The sequence below is a fragment of the Nocardia sienata NBRC 100364 genome (assembly GCF_001613205.1).
Lineage (GTDB): Bacteria > Actinomycetota > Actinomycetes > Mycobacteriales > Mycobacteriaceae > Nocardia > Nocardia sienata.
Window position 1 is genome coordinate 1 of the sequence record NZ_BDBX01000066.1, and the last position, 17,168, is coordinate 17,168.

A 17,168-nucleotide genomic window follows, 5' to 3' on the forward strand; every position below is an offset into this window, starting at 1 on the left:
CGCCGTTCAGGCCCCCCACGCGCCGCAAATCGGACACAATATCGCCGTCACACCCCTAGACTTTTCGACGATGGACATCCTCAGCAGCCGCATCATCCTGCGCCCCCGGGACTACGCGACCACCCTGGCCTTCTATCGGGACTCCCTCGGCCTGGCGATCTTCCGCGAATACCCGGGCGGAACGGTTTTCTTCGCCGGGCAGTCGCTCATCGAGGTGGCGGGGCACGGCGGTGCCGAGACCGATCCGCGGGGTTTCGCGGGTGCGATCTGGTTGCAGGTACGCGATGTCGGCGCGGTCGCGGTGGAATTGGCGCTCAACGGCGTGGCGATCGACCGGGCACCGGTAACCGAGCCGTGGGGTCTGGTGGAGATGTGGTTGACCGACCCGGATGGGGTACCGATCGTGCTGGTCGAGGTGCCGGAGGAGCACCCGATCCGACGGGACACCCGCTGACCTCGGTGCGGGTCGGAGTTTTCTGCCGGGTTGCCAACCCCCGGCCTCGCGGGCGACGATACGATCGAATGGCCGCCCGATCACCGACGCCCGGTGCGACCGCTTTCGTACCGTCCGACGAGTGAATCGCAGTCCCATGCCTGGCCCAGCCCTATCCGATCAGCCGGTTCCGGCGCCCCGTCCCGGCAGTATCGACCCCTGCCGTCCGCTTTCCGGCGGGCTCGAAACCATCGCTGTCGTTCCCGAACGCAGCGAGCGAATCACGGCCTTCCGGCAAGCCGCGTACAAGGCGCGGCCGTGACGAAAACATTGCGTACCCTGCCCATACCCACCGGCAGCGGCGTCAGCGATGTGCTGCCGCATCTGCGGCAGGTGCTGGACGGTAGCGGTTCGGCGGCCTGGCTGCCGGTGCCCGCCAGCGACCGGCGCGAAGCCCGCCGGCTGGGTGAGGCGCTCGCCCCGGGCGAACCGATCGCCGACGATATCGCGCTGGTGGTGACGACCTCCGGTACTACGGGGGTCCCGAAGGGCGCCATGCTCACCGCCGCGGCGTTGCGGGCCAGTGGTGATGCCACCCATGAACGGCTCGGCGGCCCCGGTAGCTGGCTGCTCGCCCTGCCCACCCATCACATCGCCGGTCTGCAGGTGCTGCTGCGGTCGTTGCTGGCCGGTACCGAGCCGACGGTGGTGGATGTCTCCGGCGGTTTTCTGCCCGAGGCGCTGGCCGGCGCGATCGCGAGTATGCGCGGTGAACGCCGGTACACCTCGCTGGTGCCGACACAGTTGATCAAGGTGCTGGAGACACCCGACGTCACCGCCGCGCTGGCCGAACTGGACGCGGTGCTGATCGGCGGCGCCGCGACCCCCTCTCCGGTGTACGAGCGGGCCCGGGACGCCGGAATCAATGTCGTGCGCACCTACGGGATGAGCGAGACCTGCGGCGGCTGCGTCTACGACGGTATCCCGCTGACCGGGGCCCGGGTGCGGATCGAGAACGACCGCATTCTGCTCGGCGGCGAGATGCTCGCCACCGGGTACCGCAATATGCCCGACCATCCGGCGTTCGCCGAGCCGGGCTGGTTCCGCACCGACGATTCAGGAGTTTTCCAGGACGGTGTTCTGCGCGTCCTGGGCCGGCTGGACGAAGCCATCAGCACCGGCGGCCTGTTGGTGATCCCGCAGGTGGTGGAGGCGGTCCTGGCCACCCATCCCGCGGTGTCGGAATGTGTGGTGCTCGGCCTCCCCGATGACAGGCTGGGCCAGCGGGTGGCGCTCGCGGTGGTGCCCGCGCCCGGATCCGCGCCCACGCTCGACGAGTTGCGTGCGCATGTGCTGGCCGAACTGGATGCCGCGGCCGCCCCGCGCGAACTCACCCTCGTCGACGATATCCCGCTGCTCGGGCCGGGAAAGCCCGATCGCAGCGCACTACGCCGATACCTGCTGGCCGAGTCGGCGTCCTGAGCGAGCGGTCCGCGGCGGATCGCGCCGCGGACCGGCTCGGTGGATCAGGACTCGTCGTCGCCGTAGTCGCCTTCGTAATCGTCCCCGAGCGGGACCGCGATGGACTGTTCGGCGATATCGACCGGGTTCGCATGCCACTCGTCGGGGCCCCCGCCGACCAGCGCGGGTTCGTCGGGTAGCGGCATATCGTCGGGCACCGACCGGGGGTCGATATCGCTGTCGGGGGCATCGTCGGGGTAGGCCGGTACGTCCTGTTCGGCGCGGTCGGCCTCGGGCACTGCTTCGAAGGTGCCGGGATCGATCGTCCGGGGCAGCTTGTCACGCTGGGCCATGATGGGCTCCTCTCCTCCGTATACGCCTCGCCGGGCGACTACCCGCCGAGAGGAAGATCAGTCCAACCTTGTCGAGAATGCCCCGGATGATCCGATCGGGCAAGTAACCGGTCTCGCGCGCCGGTAGATGAGCTGCGCTCCGCCACGCGCATTAGGCTGCGGAGATGGCTACCGCAGCACAATGGATCGAGGGCGCCCGGCCCAGAACTCTGCCGAACGCAATCGCCCCCGTCGTGGCCGGTACCGGTGCCGCGGCCGCCGTCGACGGCGCGGTGTGGTGGAAAGCGCTCCTGGCGCTGGGTGTTTCTCTTGCGCTGATCATCGGGGTCAACTACGCAAACGACTACTCCGACGGGATCCGCGGTACCGATGACGAACGCGTCGGCCCGCTGCGATTGGTCGGCTCCGGGCTGGCCTCCCCCGCCGCGGTACGGGGCGCGGCGGTCGCGAGTCTCGCGATCGGCGCGGTCCTGGGGCTGGTCCTGGCGGTGCTGTCGGCCCCCTGGCTGCTGCTGGTGGGCGCGGTGTGCCTGGCGGGCGCCTGGTTCTACACCGGCGGGAGCAAGCCCTACGGCTACAGCGGTTTCGGTGAGATCGCCGTTTTCGTGTTCTTCGGACTGGTGGCGGTACTGGGTACGCAGTACGTCCAAGCGCTTCGGATCGACTGGGCCGGGGTGGCGCTCGCGGTCGGGGTCGGGGCGTTCTCCAGCGCGGTCCTGGTGGCCAACAACCTGCGCGATATCCCGACCGACAGCGAAACCGGTAAGACGACGCTGGCGGTGAAGTTGGGTGACACCCGCACTCGGACCGTACATCTGGTTCTGCTGGTGGTCCCGTTCGTGCTGACCCTGGCACTGGCGGCCCGCACCCCCTGGGCCCTGGCCGGCCTGTTGGCGCTCCCCCTGGCCGTCCGCGCGAACGCCCCCGTCCGCGGGAACCGCGCCGGCCTGGAGCTGATCCCCGCCCTGCGTGATTCCGGCCTCGCCCTACTCGCCTGGTCCGTGCTGTCCGCAATCGCCCTCTGGCTCGGTACCTGACCGCTCAGTCGTTGTCCGGAATCAGGATGCCGATGACCCAGTTGACGAGCGTGATGATGATGGCGCCCAGGAACGCCGCCCAGAACCCGTCGATCCGCAGGCCGTAGTCGGTGGCTTCGGTGATCCAGGCGGTGAGCCACAGCATCAGGGCGTTGATCACCAGTAGGAACAGGCCCAGGGTCAGGATGACCAGTGGTAGCGACAGGAGTTTCACCAGCGGTTTGACGAAGGCGTTCACCACGGTGAAGACCGCCGCCACCGCGAGCAGGACCACGATCTTCGCACCGTTGCCCTGGTCGGGCGGGGAGACGAGTTCGATATTGCCGACCCATAGCGCGGCGAGCCAGATGGCGAAGGCGGTGCCGATCAACCGGAGCACAAGCTGCATATCTCATGCTAAGCACACCGCAGCGTCGCGCGCCGGATACAGCGGGATTCCGGCCCGGCCGGCAGCGTCGGACGCCGCGCACGCCGGGCCGGCCGCGCTCATGCCGCCTTGTCGAGGAGAGTGTTGATCTCGCCGCGCAGGTGGGCGATCGCGTCGGGGCCGCCGAGCAATGCGGTGGCGACCGGCCCGGGTGTGCGCAGGATGCCGAGCAGGACATGTCCTGATTCGATGGATTTGTCCTTGCGCGCCAGGGCTTCGCGCAGCGACAGTTCCAGCGCTTTCTTGGCGTCGCGTGTGAACGGGATATGTCCGAACCGCCCGCCGCGGCGACGGGATTCGTCCGCGGGGATCGCACGGTCCAGTGCGTCGGCACCGAATCCGGCTTCCAGGCTTTCGCGTACCGCGTCCAGGTCTATACCGATGGAGCGCAGTGCCTCGGCGTCGCCGGGGCCCAGCGGATCGTCTGTGGTCGCGGCGCTCAGCGATTGCTGTGCGCCGTGCAGCGTGAGCCCGGTCTGTTCCAGTAGCGAGCGCAGTTGCGGTTCGCCCTCTTCCAACAGTCCGAGCAGGAGGTGCTCGACCCGGATTTCTGGGGACCTCAGTTCCCGCGCCTGCTCCTGCGCCGCGACGACCGCCGTTCTGGCGGCCCTGCTGAATCGTTCGAACATCTATCGACCCCTGTCTCTCCGGTTGTGCTTCTGATGGACCGCCTGTTTGCTGACCTCGAGCGCGTCGGCGATGGCCTGCCAGGACCAGCCCTGGTCGCGGGCATTGCCCACCTGGATCGCTTCGAGCCGTTCGAGGAGTCTGCGCAGCGCCAGCACCGCCCGTAGACCCACCGCGGGGTCCGGGCTGCCCGCCGCCGCGGCCAGCGTGGTTGCTTCAGTCATACGTCAATTTTTATTGACACTCCCGCCCGATGTCAACAAAAATTGACGAAAGGTCGACGCAATCGCGGCGCAAGAGCCGTGCAAGACGGGAAGAGGACTGTAGCCGCTATGACGAATCACGTATCCGCGGCCACGTTCGCGATCGAAGCGAACGACCTGGTCAAGGTTTTCGGCACCCAGCGGGCCGTCGATGGGGTGAGCCTGGCCGTGCCGCAGGGCTCGGTCTACGGCGTACTCGGGCCGAACGGGGCGGGAAAGACCACGACCATCCGCATGCTGGCCACTCTGCTCCGCCCCGACGGCGGCAGTGCGCGGGTGTTCGGCCACGATGTCGTCGCCGAACCGGGCGCCGTACGGTCGCTCATCGGCGTCACCGGCCAGTACGCCTCGGTCGACGAGGACCTGACCGCCACCGAGAACCTGATGGTCTTCTCCCGGCTGCTCGGACTGAGCCGACCGGCCGCCAGACGCCGGACGGGCGAACTACTCGAGGAATTCGAACTCACCGACGCGGCGAACAAATCGCTGAAGAACTTCTCCGGCGGTATGCGCCGCCGGCTCGACCTGGCGGCCGGTCTCATCGCGACCCCGCCGCTGCTGTTCCTCGACGAGCCGACCACCGGCCTCGACCCGCGCACCCGGGCCCAGATGTGGGAGACCATCCGCAGGCTGGTGCGGGGCGGCACGACCGTCCTGCTCACCACCCAGTACCTGGACGAGGCCGATCAGCTGGCCGACCGGATCGCGGTGATCGATCACGGCCGGGTCATCGCCGACGGCACCGCCGACGAACTGAAGGCGTCCATCGGCGGGTCCTCGCTACAGCTGACCCTGGCCGACCGGTCCCAGCTCGAAACCGCCCGCCGGATCATCGCCGAGGTACTGCACACCGAGGCCCAGACCACACCGGAGGCGGGCCGGCTCACCGCGGCGCTGCCCGACCCGAACGGCACCACCGATCTGCTGATCGGCCTGCGCGACCGCGCGGTCGCCGTGGAGGAGATCACCGTGACCAAACCCAGCCTCGACGAAGTGTTCCTCACCCTCACCGGCCACCCGGCCGAATCCGATACCGACACCGAACGGACCGCAGCATGACCACGACACTGACCGAACCCGCGCCCATGGTCGCACCGCCGGTACCGGTGCCGGCCGCCCACGTCGGCCTGCGTAAGACCTTCGACAACACCATGACCATGGCCTACCGCGGCCTGCTCAAGATCAAGCACAATCCCGAGCAGCTCTTCGACGTGGTGATCCAGCCGGTCATCTTCACCCTGATGTTCACCTACATCTTCGGCGGGGCCATCTCCGGCGATGTGAAAAGCTATCTGCCGGTGATCATTCCGGGCATTCTCGTCCAGACCGTGGTGATGACCTCGGTGGTCACCGGGGTGCAGCTCAAAGAGGATATGGAGAAGGGCGTCTTCGACCGCTTCAAATCCTTGCCCATCGCCCGGATCGCCGCGTTGTCCGGTGCGCTGACCGCCGATATGGTCCGCTACGGCATCGCCTCGGTGCTGACCGTGGTGATGGGTTTCCTCATGGGCTACCGTCCGGAGCCGGCCGGTGTCGCGCTCGCGGTACTGCTGGTCGTGGCCTGCTCCTTCGCCACCAGCTGGATCTGGGCCTTCTTCGGCGTGATCGCCAACAAGGCCTCGGCGGTGCAGGGTTACTCCATGCTGGTCATGTTCCCGCTGACCTTCGCCTCCCCGGCCTTCGTGCCCAAGGAGACGATGCCGGGCTGGCTGCAGGCGTTCATCGACATCAACCCGGTCTCCCACCTGGTCTGGGCCTGCCGGGACCTGATGAACACCGGCCATATCGGAATGCACGTCGTCTGGTCCCTGGTCGGCGCCGCGGCGATCGTCGCGGTATTCGCGCCGCTGACCGTCCGGGCCTATATGCGCCGGGCCTGATGGCCGTGTCCGCCGGGCCCGCTCAATCGGCCGTGATGCGATCGAGCGGGCCCGGTGTCCCCGTCGCGATCCCCCCGATCAACTCCACGATCCGCGCAGCGGCCACATTCCTGCGCAACCGGCGCCCGGCCGCCAGCGCCGCGTTCAGCCGCGGCGCACCGATCCTGTCCCGCCACAGCGCGCAGTGCCGCTCCCACCGGATGACCGGATAGTCCTGCCGGCCCGACACCACCTGCGCCAGCGCGAGCAGCTCGACGCCCGCCTCACTCCGCTCGTCCAAGGCCAGCAACCCCGAGCCGAGCGCACAGGCCACCGCACCGATCTGCGGGAGATCCAGGACGGTGTCGAGCCGGTCCAGCGCGATACCGGCGAGCTCGGGCACCAGCACCGCGACCGTCTCGGTACGACCGGCGAGCACATGCGCGGCGACGGTCGTCGCGCACATCAGCAGCGCCCCGGGGCCCGGGGTGAATTCACCTTCCTGCCAGGCCAGCAGGTCCAGCGCGCGCCGGAAATGGGCCAGTCCGGCCTCGGTATCGCCCTCGGCCATTTCGACCTCGGCCAGGCCCGCCGCGATCGTGGACAGCCGATGATTGCGGCGGATGGTCGGGTCGTCGATCAGTTCCAGCCCGGCCCGGCCGGAACCGGACAGACCCAGTGCGGCCGCGAGTTCCCGGCGCGCCCGGACCGGATCCCCGATACCGGCCAGGCCGACCGCCAGATACGACCGCACCTCGAGACTTTCGTCGTAGGCCCGGATCCGGAGCAGCAACTCGGTCGCTTCTTCGTAATGGCCGACCGATTCGCGGTAATGCGCGGTCTGCCCGTCCAGCGCGCCCAGATGCTGCACCACCATCGCCCGATTCCACACCTGTGCCTCGCCGGTGAGCGCCCGGGCGGCCCGCGCGTCGCGGCGGGAGGCATGGATGCGGCCCATGTTCTCCCAGATATTCGCCCGGGCGACCAGCGCGACGACCCTGATCTGTTCGTCGTCGGCACGCGCCCCGTCCGCGAGCAACCGGGCCAGCCGTATCGCATCGGCGGGGCAGGTCAGCAACAACCCGAGATAGCGCAGGGTCCCGGTCATGCCGACGGCATACCGCAGCAGCGCGCGGACCCGGGACCGGACCACCGCCAGCTCCCGGAGTCTGCGTGTCATGAAAGCCAGGTGCAGTGCGGTCATGGCATGGCCGAGCATGTGCAGATCGGCGTGGGTGCCCGACGCGTGCCCGGGCGGCGGTAGCGCGAGCAGCCGCGGAATCCATCCCAGCAGTTCCAGGTGCGCCCCGTGCGCGACCCATCGCATGGCTAGCACCGGAAAAACGGCGTAGACGGTGACCCGGTCCCGGCCCGCCTCGGCCCGGCGCAGCACCGCGACGAGGTTGTCCAGTTCCGCGACCATGAGCAGGGCCGGTCCGAGTTCGTCACCGGCGAGGTATCGCTGCGCGACCGCCACCGCGAATTCGCACGCCCAGCGCGCCATCCGCGACTCCACGAGTTCGACCTCGCCGCCGTTCTCGTGCTCGGCCGCGATCAACTGCTGCTCACCGAATTCGCGGACCGTCTCCAGCATCCGGTAGCGCACACTCACTACGTGATCGGCGTCAGTGTCCTCGACAACGGTCAGCAGCGACTGCCCGACCAGTCCGTCGACAGCTGTCGCGATATCACCGACCTCCGGCCCCCCGGCCACCACCTCCGCCGCGTCCAGTGTGAAACCCGCGGGGAAACGGCACATCCGGCGCAGGGCGATCTGCTGGGCGGGCTCGAGCAGGTTCCAGCTCCAGGCGATCACCGCGTGCAGGGTGCGGTGCCGTTCCGGCGAGGTGCGGTCGCCGGTGCGCAACAAAGCGAAACGTTGGTCGAGCCGCCGCTCGATATCCTCCACGCTCATGGTCCGCACCCGGGCGGCGGCGAGTTCGATGGCCAGCGGCAAGCCGTCCAGCGTATGGCAGAGCCGGGCCACGACCACCGGGTCCAGCCGGACCGACGGCCGGACCGCGCGGGCCCGGGCGGCGAACAGGTCGGTCGCCGGTGACCCGCCGGGGTCGATCGCCAACGGCGCCAGCGGAAACACCGTTTCGGCGGTGATCGCCAGCGGCGATCTGCTGGTGGTGAGCACGGTCAGCTGGGGGCAGCTGCCCACCAGGTCGGCGACCACCAGGGCCGCGCTGTCGATCAGATGTTCACAGTTGTCCAGTACCAGCAGCATCGGCCGGGCCGACAGCGCGTCGCGGAGCCGGCGGCTGCTGTCGGTGGGCGGGCGCACCTGCGGCAGCGCGCGATCCCGGACGGTCTCCCCGAGCCCCACCGCCCCCGCTATCGCGGACTCGATATCCACCACCGCGTCCCGGCTCGTACCCTCCGGACGCACCGAGGCCAGTTCCACCAGCACCACCGGACGGTCGACGGCCGAGCGGGCGGCGAGTTCATTGGCCACCCGCGTCTTTCCGGCCCCGCCGGGCCCGAGCACGGTGGTCACCCGCGAAACGCGGAGTAGGCGGGCCAGTTCCGCGAGATCGTCGGCACGGCCGAGCAGCGCGTTGGGCGCGGCTCGCACGCCGACCGCCGCGAACGGTGTTGGTGGCGCGGCCGATCCGGGTCGGTCCGGTTGCGTCTCGAATCCGTTACCGCCGCGCAGGATCGCGGTGTTGAGTTCGGTGATCGCGGCCCCGGGATCGGTACCGAGTTCGGTGGCCAGTGTCGCCCGCAGTGCGGCGAAAACGTCCAATGCCTCGTTGTCGCGGCCCGCTGCGGCGAGCAAACGCATCAGGGTTCGGGCGCGGGCCTCGTCCGCGGGCCGCTGCCGCGCTTGCGCGCGGGCGATCTCGACGGCGCCATCGAGATCGCCGCAGGCCTCCCGGGCCGCTCGCTCGATATCGTCGAGGTCGCCGGCGTATTCCGCGGCCAGACCGGCGAGTTCGGTGGCCGGTTCGCTCGGCGGCAGATCTGTGCCCGGCTCACCGCACCACAGGCCGCGGGCCCTTTCCACGATGGCCAGCGCCGTGGCCGGATCACCCGCGGAAACCGCGGCGCCGGCCCGGCGCGCCGACTGCCGCGCGGCCGTCAGGTCCACCTGTTCCGGTCCCAGCGCGAGCCGATATCCGGCCGGGCCCGCCTCCAGCACTCCCTCGGGCAGCGCGGCCCGCAGCCGCGAGATCTGGGTGTGCAGCGCGTTCATCGGCGAGCGCGGGGGCGCGCCGCCCCACACCTCTTGGATGAGTACGGCGGCGCTGCGGCTGCGACCCGGCCGCAGCGCCAGCGCGACCAGCAGCAATCGGGCCCGGGCCCCCGGCAATGCCACCAGTTCGCCGTCGCGGCGCAGCGCGATACGACCCAGCAACGTGACCACGAGTGTTTCGTCCGCGAATGCCGGGATCACCGGGGGACGGCCGGGCGAGCGGCCGGGATCGACAACCATACCGACGCCATCGTATGCGCCGAACCACCCCGTCAGCGCGTCGTCACCACCGGGTCGTGGCGTCAGGCCCGCCACCGGCCGGTGGCCAGGAACTCGTCCAGGACCGCCGTGGGCTCGGCCAGCTCCCACCCCTGGTCCGCGACCCATTCATCGCTGTAATAGGTGCCCGCGTAGCGTTCACCGCCGTCGCACAACAGGGTGACCACGCTGCCGCTGCGCCCGGTCGCCAGCATCTGCGCGATCAGCGCGCACGCACCCCAGAAGTTGGTGCCGGTGGAACCGCCCACCTTCCGGCCGAGACCCCGGCTCGCGAACCGGGCCGCGGCGATCGAGGCGGCGTCGGGCACGTGGATCATCCGGTCCACCACCTCCGGGACGAACGACGGTTCCATCCGGGGACGCCCGATCCCTTCGATCCGCGACGGCATACCGGTCGTGTAGTCGCGCAGCCCGGTTTCGTAGGCACCGTAGAAGGCGGAGTTGTCCGGATCCACCACGGCCAGCCGGGTCGGGTATCTGCGGTAGCGCAGATACCGGCCGATGGTCGCGCTGGTACCGCCGGTGCCGGCGCCGACCACGATCCACTCCGGCACCGGGTGGGTCTCCAGGGTCAGCTGGTCGAATATGGACTCGGCGATATTGTTGTTACCGCGCCAATCCGTCGCACGTTCGGCGTTGGTGAACTGGTCGAGGTAGTGCCCGCCGCATTCGGCGGCCAGCCGGGCCGCCTCGGTGTACATCTCGGGCGGGCGCCGGACGTAGTGGCACCGCCCACCCTGGGCCTCGATGAGCGCGATCTTCTGTGGCGAGGTGTTGGCCGGGACCACCGCCACGAAGTCCAGGCCGAGCAGTTGGGCGAAATACGCCTCGCTCACCGCGGTCGATCCGGAGGAGGCCTCGACGATCGTGGTCCCCTCGGTGATCCAGCCGTTGCACAGGGCGTAGAGGAACAGGGACCGGGCCAGCCGGTGCTTCAGGCTGCCGGTGATATGGGTGGATTCGTCCTTGAGGTAGAGCTGCACATTCCAGCCGGCCGGCAGCGGGTACCGGAGCAGATGGGTGTCGGCGCTGCGCTGGGCGTCGGCATCGATGAGCCGGACCGCCTCATCGGCCCAGTCGCGCGGATTGCCGCGCGCGCAGGACTTCACGCCGGGCCGCCGGAGCTGCCCTTTTCTCCCCGCTCCGGATCCGTTTGCGGCGAGCTCTCGGGGGTTGTGCCGGGCTCCGGCGCGGCGGGTTTCTCCGGTGCGGCGGCCTCGGGCTCCCCGCGCAGCCGGGCCCGCAACTGCGCCTTGTCCCGGCGGCGGCCTTCGTCCACAGCCGCGATATCGGAGTTCACTTTCGCGCGCAGCCCCTTGAACAGGGTGAGCGAGAGCGGCAGTGCGATGACGATCGCGAAGAGAATCGCGACGACCAGCGGAATCTGCACTCCGACGAGCGCGGTCACCGCCACGATCACAGCGGTGAGTAGCGCGACCAACGCCAGCCGGGCCACGGTGTAGAGCGCCAGATTGCGGGCCAGCCGACGGCCCGGCGTTGTACCGGGCCGGGGGGCGTTCGGTTCCTCGGATAGGTTCGCGTCACTCACCTGACCAGCGTAAGCGACGCACCGAACCCCTTCGTACCGCGTATCCGTTTTGTCCATTACCTCCGCTTTACCAACAGTAGGTGGTTCGAACACCCGGGGGTCGCGGTGCCACTATGTCGGAACCCGATGAGAAGACGTGACGAAACAGAAAGGTTTGCCATGACCGCGATCGCCATGGGGGCGCAGGAGAACCTGTTGACCCCGGGCCAGGTTGCCGCCCTGTTCCACGTAGACCCCAAGACCGTCACCCGCTGGGCGCATGCGGGACGGCTCGGCTCGCTGCGGACCCCGGGTGGCCATCGCCGGTTCCGCGAATCGGAGGTGATGCGCCTGCTCGAATCGCTCACCACCGAGGCGACCGTACGCGGCTGAGTCCGCGTCCCCACGGACGGCGTCACTACGCGGGCAGCTCGGCCGCTTCTTCTCGCGGCTGAGCTGGTCCCGGCGGAGCGCACCGTCCTATGAGCACGGTGTGGCCGGGTCCATCCGCCGGTCCGCGCGCGACGGCAGCGAAGGCGCAGGTACGTCGGCCCCGCGGCCGCACTTACCCCGTAGCGGCTCGCGGAGTTAACCTCGTTGAAGGAGGTGAGCCACGTGATGTACCTGTTGGCACTCATCGCGATCATCGCGATCGTGGTGCTGTGCTGGAAGGCATTCGGCCCCGGGCAGAGCACGCCCACTTCGGGACCGACCCGAAAACGTATTCTCGGCCCGGATGACGATCCCGAATTCCTCTGGCGTATCTCACGTCAGCAGAAACATCGGGACGGCGATCCGGGGCCCGCGGAGCACTGACCCCACTCCCCGGCGACAAAACCGGCCGCGGGTTCGCCCCGCGGCCCGGAGGTCGGGATCAATCGCTGGTGCTGTCCAGTTGAGGCAGCCCTTCGACCGCACGTAATTTATCCGCGACCACGGCCAGACGGTCGAGCGCCTCGGCCGGCAAGCCGACCGCGGTGCGCACCAATCTGACCAGGGAGTCGGGCTCCAGACCGCAGATGAGCGCGTTGTTCGCGGCCACAGATGTGCAGCAATCGGCATCGCCGCTGTTATTCGAACTGAGATTCTCCGAATCCACTGCCGCTCTCCTCATTGCTCGCCGCGCTATGGAGGGGAAATGACCGGTCACGCCCGGTGTATCGCAGGCCGGGCCTCGTACAGTTCAGCAAATAACCCGCCCGAACAATAGCAACTGGGCATTGCAGCGGAGTAACGATCATTACGGCCGGAGAAATAGCCGTCCGATCAGGTCAGGCCGGAGTAACTGTGCAGCCCGGAAACGACCAGATTGATGATGAAGAGGTTGAACAGCATCGCCACGAAACCCGCCACATTGATCCACGCGGCTTTTGTGTCCCGCCAGCCGGAGGTGGCCCGTGCGTGCAGGTACGCAGCGTAGAGCACCCAGGCGATGAACGAGCAGGTCTCCTTCGGATCCCAGCCCCAGAAGCGGCCCCAGGCCGCCTCGGCCCAGATCGCCCCGAGAATGACCCCGGCGCCGAAAAGCGGGAACCCGATGATGGTGGTGCGGTAGGCCAGCCGGTCGAGGGTGCGGGCATCGGGCAGGCGACGTGCGATCGCACCCACGATATTCGAGGATTCGGCGCCTTCGGGCTGACGCAGCCGGTACAGGAACAGCAGACTCGCCACACCCGACACCAGGAACACACCGCTGCCCAGGCTCACGATCGTGACGTGCAGCGGCAGCCAGAACGAGCGCAGCGCGGGTACCACCGGGGCCGCGTCGGTGTAGAGCACCGTGCCCGCGAGGAACATCAGGATCAGCATCGGTACGAGCAGGAACACCCATATCGCCCGATACCGCGCATCCCGCATGAGCACCAGGCCGACCACCGCCGCGGCCGCGGTCGCCATCGAAACGAACTCGTACATATTGCCGAGCGGAAATCGCCCGGTGGAAAACCCGCGCAGCACGATCGAGCCCACGTGCAGGGCCACCGCCACGAACAGCACCGAGAAGGCGCTGTTGCCGAACCGCTCGGACAGCGGCAGGGTCGGCGTCTCGACGATCCGGCCCGGAGTCGCACTACCCGCGGCCACGCCACCGGCGGGAACCATCTCCCGCTCGCTCACCTGCCGGACCCGCGTCGAGGCGTACTGCACGATCAACAGCAGCAGCACCAGCGCGTACACGACGATCGACGTCTTGTAGGCGAGGTCGCTGTAGCCGGCGAGCGTATCGTCGATCGGCATCGTTACATCTCCCGTGTTCGTACCGCGGTGCTCGGTGGACAGCGCTGCTGCCCGTGCGTGGTCGCCCACGCGGGTGTTCAGGGGCGGCGATCAGTCGCCGGACGCGTCCAGCAGCCGGTGCCGCAGGCGATCGAACTCCCCGCCCCAGCCGGCTTGATCGGTACGGGCCAGGCCGCCCATCTCTACTACGACGCGTCGTTGCTCCACGGTACCCTCCGGGGTCACCCGCAACCAGACCCGCCTCCGCGAAACCAGCAGCGAGACCAGCAACCCGCCCATCATCACCAGCGCGCTGACCAGCACCCACTGCTGCGCCGGATCGTGCGACACCTGGAGATTCACGAACTCCTCGGCCCCGTCGAAACGCACCTCGGCGCCGCCCGGCAGCTTCGTGGTCTCACCCGGCCGCAGATTCACCCGGGCTTCCTTGGTGAGCCGGCCTTGCGCGACCATTTCCTGATCGAGCGCGAAGATCGACTGTGGACGGCCGGTGTCCAGCCCGGTGTCACCACGATAGATATCGACCGCCACCGCCGGATCGGTCATCTCCGGGTACACCGAGGTGAGCAGCGACCCATGGAAAGCGGCGGTCGGCGCGAACAGTCCCTCGATCGCGATCTGATTCTGCCGCCGCTCCGCTTCGGTGGCGAACATTCCACCCGGTGGATCGATCCGCAGCACCCCGCTGGAGAGGAAGGTCTGCATATCGTTGGGCTGCCACTGCACGGTCTCGGTGCGCGTCTCACCGTTCGGGAAGGTCACGGTGAACGTCGGCGCGTAACCGTGCCCCTGCAGGTACACCCGGTCCCCACCGACCCGCAGCGGATGGTTCACCCGCAGGGTCGTATCCCGCCAGGTACCCGCGGCCAGATCCGCGCCCTCCTGATACGAGATATCGGAGGTGAACATCTCGGCCTGCCCGTTGTCGAGATAGTCGGCCCGGAAATTCTTCACCTTCACACACATCGGAGTCATTCCGGTGCCGTCGTTCACGTTCCCGGCCCGGAAGGAATCGAAAACCGCCGGCGAGGTGGTGCAGAAACCCGGCCCGTTGTTCGCGACGACGATCACATTGCCCTCGTAACCGAACAGCTTCCCGACCGCGATGGCCACCAGCAGACCCACCAGGGCCAGATGGAACACCAGATTGCCCAGTTCGCGGGTGTAGCCCTTCTCCGCCGACAGCGTGACCTCGCCGTCGCGCTCCCCCGGCCGGGTCTCGATACGCCAGCCGCGCAGCCGCGTCCGGGCCCGCTCGGCGATCTCGTCCGCATTGCCGTCGAGCACCACTCGATGGTGGTGCGGCAGCCGGGCCAGATTGCGCGGCACCCGCACCGGTGGGGTCCGCAGTGCGCGGTAGTGGTCCACCGTGCGCGGCAGAATACAACCCACGAGGGAGATGAACAGGAGCACATAGACCGCGGTGAACCAGAAGCTGGAGAACACGTCGAACAGCTCGAACCGGTCCATCCACTCACCGAGCACCGGCCGGTCGGCGATATAGGTCGCGACCTTCTGTTCGTTCAGGCTGCGCTGCGGCAGCAAGGCGCCCGGAATCGCGGCCAGGGCCAGCAGGAACAGCAGCACCAGCGCGGTCCGCATACTGGTGAGCCCCCGCCAGGCGTTGCGCACCAGCGCGCGGGCACGGCCCAGCGGGGATTGCCGGGGCGGTAGGACGGGGGGTGTCTCGGGAGGCATCGTCACGGTCATATCGGCAACGTCACCTCCGCGACGAAGCCGTCCCGGACCCAGCCGACGAACTGGTCCCAGGCCCCGGTGACCAATGCCGCCCCGACCGCGACCAGCAGGATTCCACCGACGATTTGAATCCGGCGGGAATTACGCCGCAGCCACCCCACCCCGCGCAGCGCGCTCGCCGACCCGAACGCCAGGATCACGAACGGCAGGCCGAGTCCCAGGCAGTAGGCGACGATGAGGGCGACGCCGCGCACCGCGGTGGTGCCCTCGGTACCGGCGGCCACCGCCATCACACCCGACAGCGTCGGACCCAGGCACGGGGTCCAGCCGAGCGCGAACACGGCGCCGAGCAGCGGAGCGCCGGCAATCCCGGCGAACCGCCGGGGCTCCATCCGGGTATCACGCTGCAACGCCGGGATCAGGCCCAGGAACGCCAGGCCCATCACGATGGTGACCACGCCACCCAGGCGCTGCAGCAGTTCCCGGTTCACATTGAGTGTCTGGATGAGACCGAAGACGGTGGCGGTGGCCAGCACGAACACCACCGTGAAACCGGCGACGAACAGTCCGGCCGCGCCCGCGACGCGCACCCGCCCCGAATCGGGCGCGGACGCGGTCTCCGCGGCGTCCGGGGTTTCGGTGAGCGCCGCCGTGGCGGTGCCACCGGCGGGCGCCGCGCTCCGGTTGCGCCGGGCCTGGTCCACGGTCGCCGGCGGCGCCTGCGCACCGACGAGACCGGCCAGGTAGGACAGATACCCCGGCACCAGCGGCACCACGCACGGCGAAGCGAACGACACCAGACCGGCCAGCAGGCAGGCGCCGAGGGCGAGCAGCAACGGCCCGGTGGCCGCTGTCTGCTGAAACGATTCCCCCACTCCTGCCAACACCGTCAACGCGAACTACGCTCCGATTCGCCCTCGGAGCCGGTCACGCGCCGCTCGTCACCGCGGCCACCCGGCGCGGTCGATCCCCGGCCACCGGACGGGCGCGAACTCGACACCCGCCGATCACTGCCGGGCTGCTGGACCGCGGGCTGTAGCTCCCACGAGCCGAGCGAGGACTTCACCAGAACCTCGGCCCGGACTCCGCGCGGCGGCCGGGTCGCCCCATAGCGGCGTACGCCTCGGGATCGAAGACTTCTCATGATGCTCCCTCCGCGGCGATGCTCTGCACCACCGGTAAAAGATCTTCGGCGAGTAGGGCGCGCAGGAAAACCGCCGCCACCCGATGGTCCCGATCCAGCACCAGAGTTGTGGGAATGACACTGGTCGGGAAATTTCCACCGAGCGCCAGCAGCGTGCGCATCGACGGGTCGTAGATAGACGGATAACCGACGTGATTATCGATGACGAAATCTTGTGCTTTGTCCTGCTGGAGATCACGGACATTGATCCCGAGGAAAGCGACCCCGAGATCTTTGGTCTGTTCGTAGACCTGTTCGAGCGCGGGAACCTCACCGCGGCAGGGCCCGCACCACTGCCCCCACAGATTGATGACGACGACCTGGCCCGGGAAATCCTCCACCGAGACGTTCTCCCCGGTATCGGACATCAGCTCGGGACCCGCGAGCTTGCCGATCGTGCCACGGGTGGACGGCGGATCGTAGAAGATATCGGTCTGCCCGCCCGGCGAGACGAATTCGAAGGTGCCGCCAGTGGCCACCGCGTCGGTACCGGTCGAACAGGCCGACGCGGTCAGGCACAGCAGTGCGGCGAGCACCGGCAGCAGCCGGGACCCGAATGCCGCGGCACCCTTACTCCTGCGCT

19 protein-coding genes are annotated in these 17,168 nt (G+C 68.7%); 7 read left to right on the top strand and 12 right to left on the bottom strand.

Going from position 1 to position 17,168, the window contains the following annotated elements; translation table 11 throughout:
• Positions 1–70: 70 nt before the first annotated feature.
• Both NS4_RS28340 and menE read left to right on the top strand, forming a co-directional pair.
• Positions 71–454 carry a VOC family protein gene (locus tag NS4_RS28340; RefSeq protein WP_063062553.1) on the top strand — a complete coding sequence of 128 codons (384 nt, stop codon included), beginning with the start codon at positions 71–73 and terminating at the stop codon, positions 452–454.
• Between the two features lie 297 nt (positions 455–751).
• Positions 752–1,915 (top strand): o-succinylbenzoate--CoA ligase, encoded by a 1,164-nt coding sequence (menE, locus tag NS4_RS28345; RefSeq protein ID WP_063062554.1) that lies wholly within the window; start codon positions 752–754, stop codon positions 1,913–1,915.
• Positions 1,916–1,959: 44 nt separating this feature from the next.
• Here menE and NS4_RS28350 read toward each other — a convergent pair whose 3' ends face one another.
• Positions 1,960–2,247 carry an Rv3202a family protein gene (locus NS4_RS28350; RefSeq protein ID WP_063062555.1) on the bottom strand — a complete coding sequence of 96 codons (288 nt, stop codon included), beginning with the start codon at positions 2,245–2,247 and terminating at the stop codon, positions 1,960–1,962.
• 164 nt (positions 2,248–2,411) lie between these two features.
• Between NS4_RS28350 and NS4_RS28355 the strand changes: the two genes are divergently transcribed.
• Positions 2,412–3,284, top strand: a complete 873-nt coding sequence (locus NS4_RS28355; RefSeq protein WP_063062556.1) for a 1,4-dihydroxy-2-naphthoate polyprenyltransferase — start codon at positions 2,412–2,414, stop codon at positions 3,282–3,284.
• Positions 3,285–3,288: 4 nt separating this feature from the next.
• Here NS4_RS28355 and NS4_RS28360 read toward each other — a convergent pair whose 3' ends face one another.
• From NS4_RS28360 to NS4_RS28370, 3 genes are all read right to left on the bottom strand, one after another.
• On the bottom strand, positions 3,289–3,672 hold the full coding sequence (locus NS4_RS28360; protein ID WP_063062557.1) for a phage holin family protein: 384 nt from the start codon (positions 3,670–3,672) through the stop codon (positions 3,289–3,291).
• 98 nt (positions 3,673–3,770) lie between these two features.
• Positions 3,771–4,340 carry a Clp protease N-terminal domain-containing protein gene (locus NS4_RS28365; protein WP_063062558.1) on the bottom strand — a complete coding sequence of 190 codons (570 nt, stop codon included), beginning with the start codon at positions 4,338–4,340 and terminating at the stop codon, positions 3,771–3,773.
• Positions 4,341–4,562 (bottom strand): hypothetical protein, encoded by a 222-nt coding sequence (locus NS4_RS28370; RefSeq protein ID WP_039826929.1) that lies wholly within the window; start codon positions 4,560–4,562, stop codon positions 4,341–4,343.
• Between the two features lie 108 nt (positions 4,563–4,670).
• On the opposite strand from NS4_RS28370, the gene NS4_RS28375 reads away from it, so the two are divergent.
• Positions 4,671–5,660 carry an ATP-binding cassette domain-containing protein gene (locus NS4_RS28375; protein WP_063062559.1) on the top strand — a complete coding sequence of 330 codons (990 nt, stop codon included), beginning with the start codon at positions 4,671–4,673 and terminating at the stop codon, positions 5,658–5,660.
• Positions 5,657–6,481, top strand: a complete 825-nt coding sequence (locus NS4_RS28380; RefSeq protein ID WP_063062560.1) for an ABC transporter permease — start codon at positions 5,657–5,659, stop codon at positions 6,479–6,481. Before NS4_RS28375 ends, NS4_RS28380 begins: the two co-directional genes overlap by 4 nt.
• Positions 6,482–6,503: 22 nt before the next feature.
• Here the strand turns inward: NS4_RS28380 and NS4_RS28385 are convergent, their stop codons facing one another.
• The 3 genes from NS4_RS28385 to NS4_RS28395 form a co-directional block, all read right to left on the bottom strand.
• On the bottom strand, positions 6,504–9,902 hold the full coding sequence (locus NS4_RS28385; protein ID WP_063062567.1) for an ATP-binding protein: 3,399 nt from the start codon (positions 9,900–9,902) through the stop codon (positions 6,504–6,506).
• A gap of 62 nt (positions 9,903–9,964) precedes the next feature.
• Positions 9,965–11,050 (bottom strand): L-cysteine desulfhydrase Cds1, encoded by a 1,086-nt coding sequence (gene cds1 / locus NS4_RS28390; protein ID WP_063062561.1) that lies wholly within the window; start codon positions 11,048–11,050, stop codon positions 9,965–9,967.
• A complete protein-coding gene (locus NS4_RS28395; RefSeq protein ID WP_439955819.1) occupies positions 11,047–11,490 on the bottom strand; it encodes a DUF4229 domain-containing protein in 444 nt (147 codons plus the stop codon). Before NS4_RS28395 ends, cds1 begins: the two co-directional genes overlap by 4 nt.
• Positions 11,491–11,649: 159 nt before the next feature.
• Here NS4_RS28395 and NS4_RS28400 point away from each other — a divergent pair, with 159 nt between their 5' ends.
• Together NS4_RS28400 and NS4_RS28405 are read left to right on the top strand one after the other, a co-directional pair.
• Positions 11,650–11,862, top strand: coding sequence for a BldC family transcriptional regulator (locus NS4_RS28400; protein ID WP_063038164.1), 213 nt, complete (start codon positions 11,650–11,652; stop codon positions 11,860–11,862).
• A 222-nt stretch (positions 11,863–12,084) separates the two neighbouring features.
• A complete protein-coding gene (locus NS4_RS28405) occupies positions 12,085–12,285 on the top strand; it encodes a hypothetical protein (protein WP_063062562.1) in 201 nt (66 codons plus the stop codon).
• A gap of 58 nt (positions 12,286–12,343) precedes the next feature.
• On the opposite strand, the gene NS4_RS32490 is transcribed toward NS4_RS28405, so the two are convergent.
• The 5 genes from NS4_RS32490 to NS4_RS28425 all read right to left on the bottom strand — a co-directional run bounded on the left by NS4_RS32490 (position 12,344) and on the right by NS4_RS28425 (position 17,130).
• Positions 12,344–12,568, bottom strand: a complete 225-nt coding sequence (locus NS4_RS32490) for a hypothetical protein (RefSeq protein WP_157106301.1) — start codon at positions 12,566–12,568, stop codon at positions 12,344–12,346.
• Positions 12,569–12,735: 167 nt separating this feature from the next.
• On the bottom strand, positions 12,736–13,704 hold the full coding sequence (gene ccsB, locus NS4_RS28410; protein WP_063062563.1) for a c-type cytochrome biogenesis protein CcsB: 969 nt from the start codon (positions 13,702–13,704) through the stop codon (positions 12,736–12,738).
• 90 nt (positions 13,705–13,794) lie between these two features.
• A complete protein-coding gene (gene resB / locus NS4_RS28415; RefSeq protein ID WP_063062564.1) occupies positions 13,795–15,414 on the bottom strand; it encodes a cytochrome c biogenesis protein ResB in 1,620 nt (539 codons plus the stop codon).
• Positions 15,411–16,295: a cytochrome c biogenesis CcdA family protein gene (locus NS4_RS28420; RefSeq protein ID WP_063062565.1), complete on the bottom strand. Its 885-nt coding sequence runs from the start codon at positions 16,293–16,295 to the stop codon at positions 15,411–15,413. Before NS4_RS28420 ends, resB begins: the two co-directional genes overlap by 4 nt.
• A 247-nt stretch (positions 16,296–16,542) precedes the next feature.
• Positions 16,543–17,130, bottom strand: a complete 588-nt coding sequence (locus NS4_RS28425; protein WP_063062566.1) for a TlpA family protein disulfide reductase — start codon at positions 17,128–17,130, stop codon at positions 16,543–16,545.
• Between the last annotated feature and the right edge of the window lie 38 nt (positions 17,131–17,168).

Coding starts and splice junctions, on each gene's coding strand:
- NS4_RS28380 (WP_063062560.1), top strand. CDS start 5,657: ATGACCACGACACTGACCGAACCCGCGCCCATGGTCGCACCGCCGGTA.
- NS4_RS28355 (WP_063062556.1), top strand. CDS start 2,412: ATGGCTACCGCAGCACAATGGATCGAGGGCGCCCGGCCCAGAACTCTG.
- NS4_RS28375 (WP_063062559.1), top strand. CDS start 4,671: ATGACGAATCACGTATCCGCGGCCACGTTCGCGATCGAAGCGAACGAC.
- NS4_RS28340 (WP_063062553.1), top strand. CDS start 71: ATGGACATCCTCAGCAGCCGCATCATCCTGCGCCCCCGGGACTACGCG.
- ccsB (WP_063062563.1), bottom strand. CDS start 13,704: ATGCCGATCGACGATACGCTCGCCGGCTACAGCGACCTCGCCTACAAG.
- NS4_RS28385 (WP_063062567.1), bottom strand. CDS start 9,902: ATGGTTGTCGATCCCGGCCGCTCGCCCGGCCGTCCCCCGGTGATCCCG.
- NS4_RS28360 (WP_063062557.1), bottom strand. CDS start 3,672: ATGCAGCTTGTGCTCCGGTTGATCGGCACCGCCTTCGCCATCTGGCTC.
- NS4_RS28370 (WP_039826929.1), bottom strand. CDS start 4,562: ATGACTGAAGCAACCACGCTGGCCGCGGCGGCGGGCAGCCCGGACCCC.
- NS4_RS28365 (WP_063062558.1), bottom strand. CDS start 4,340: ATGTTCGAACGATTCAGCAGGGCCGCCAGAACGGCGGTCGTCGCGGCG.
- NS4_RS28350 (WP_063062555.1), bottom strand. CDS start 2,247: ATGGCCCAGCGTGACAAGCTGCCCCGGACGATCGATCCCGGCACCTTC.
- resB (WP_063062564.1), bottom strand. CDS start 15,414: ATGACCGTGACGATGCCTCCCGAGACACCCCCCGTCCTACCGCCCCGG.
- NS4_RS28400 (WP_063038164.1), top strand. CDS start 11,650: ATGACCGCGATCGCCATGGGGGCGCAGGAGAACCTGTTGACCCCGGGC.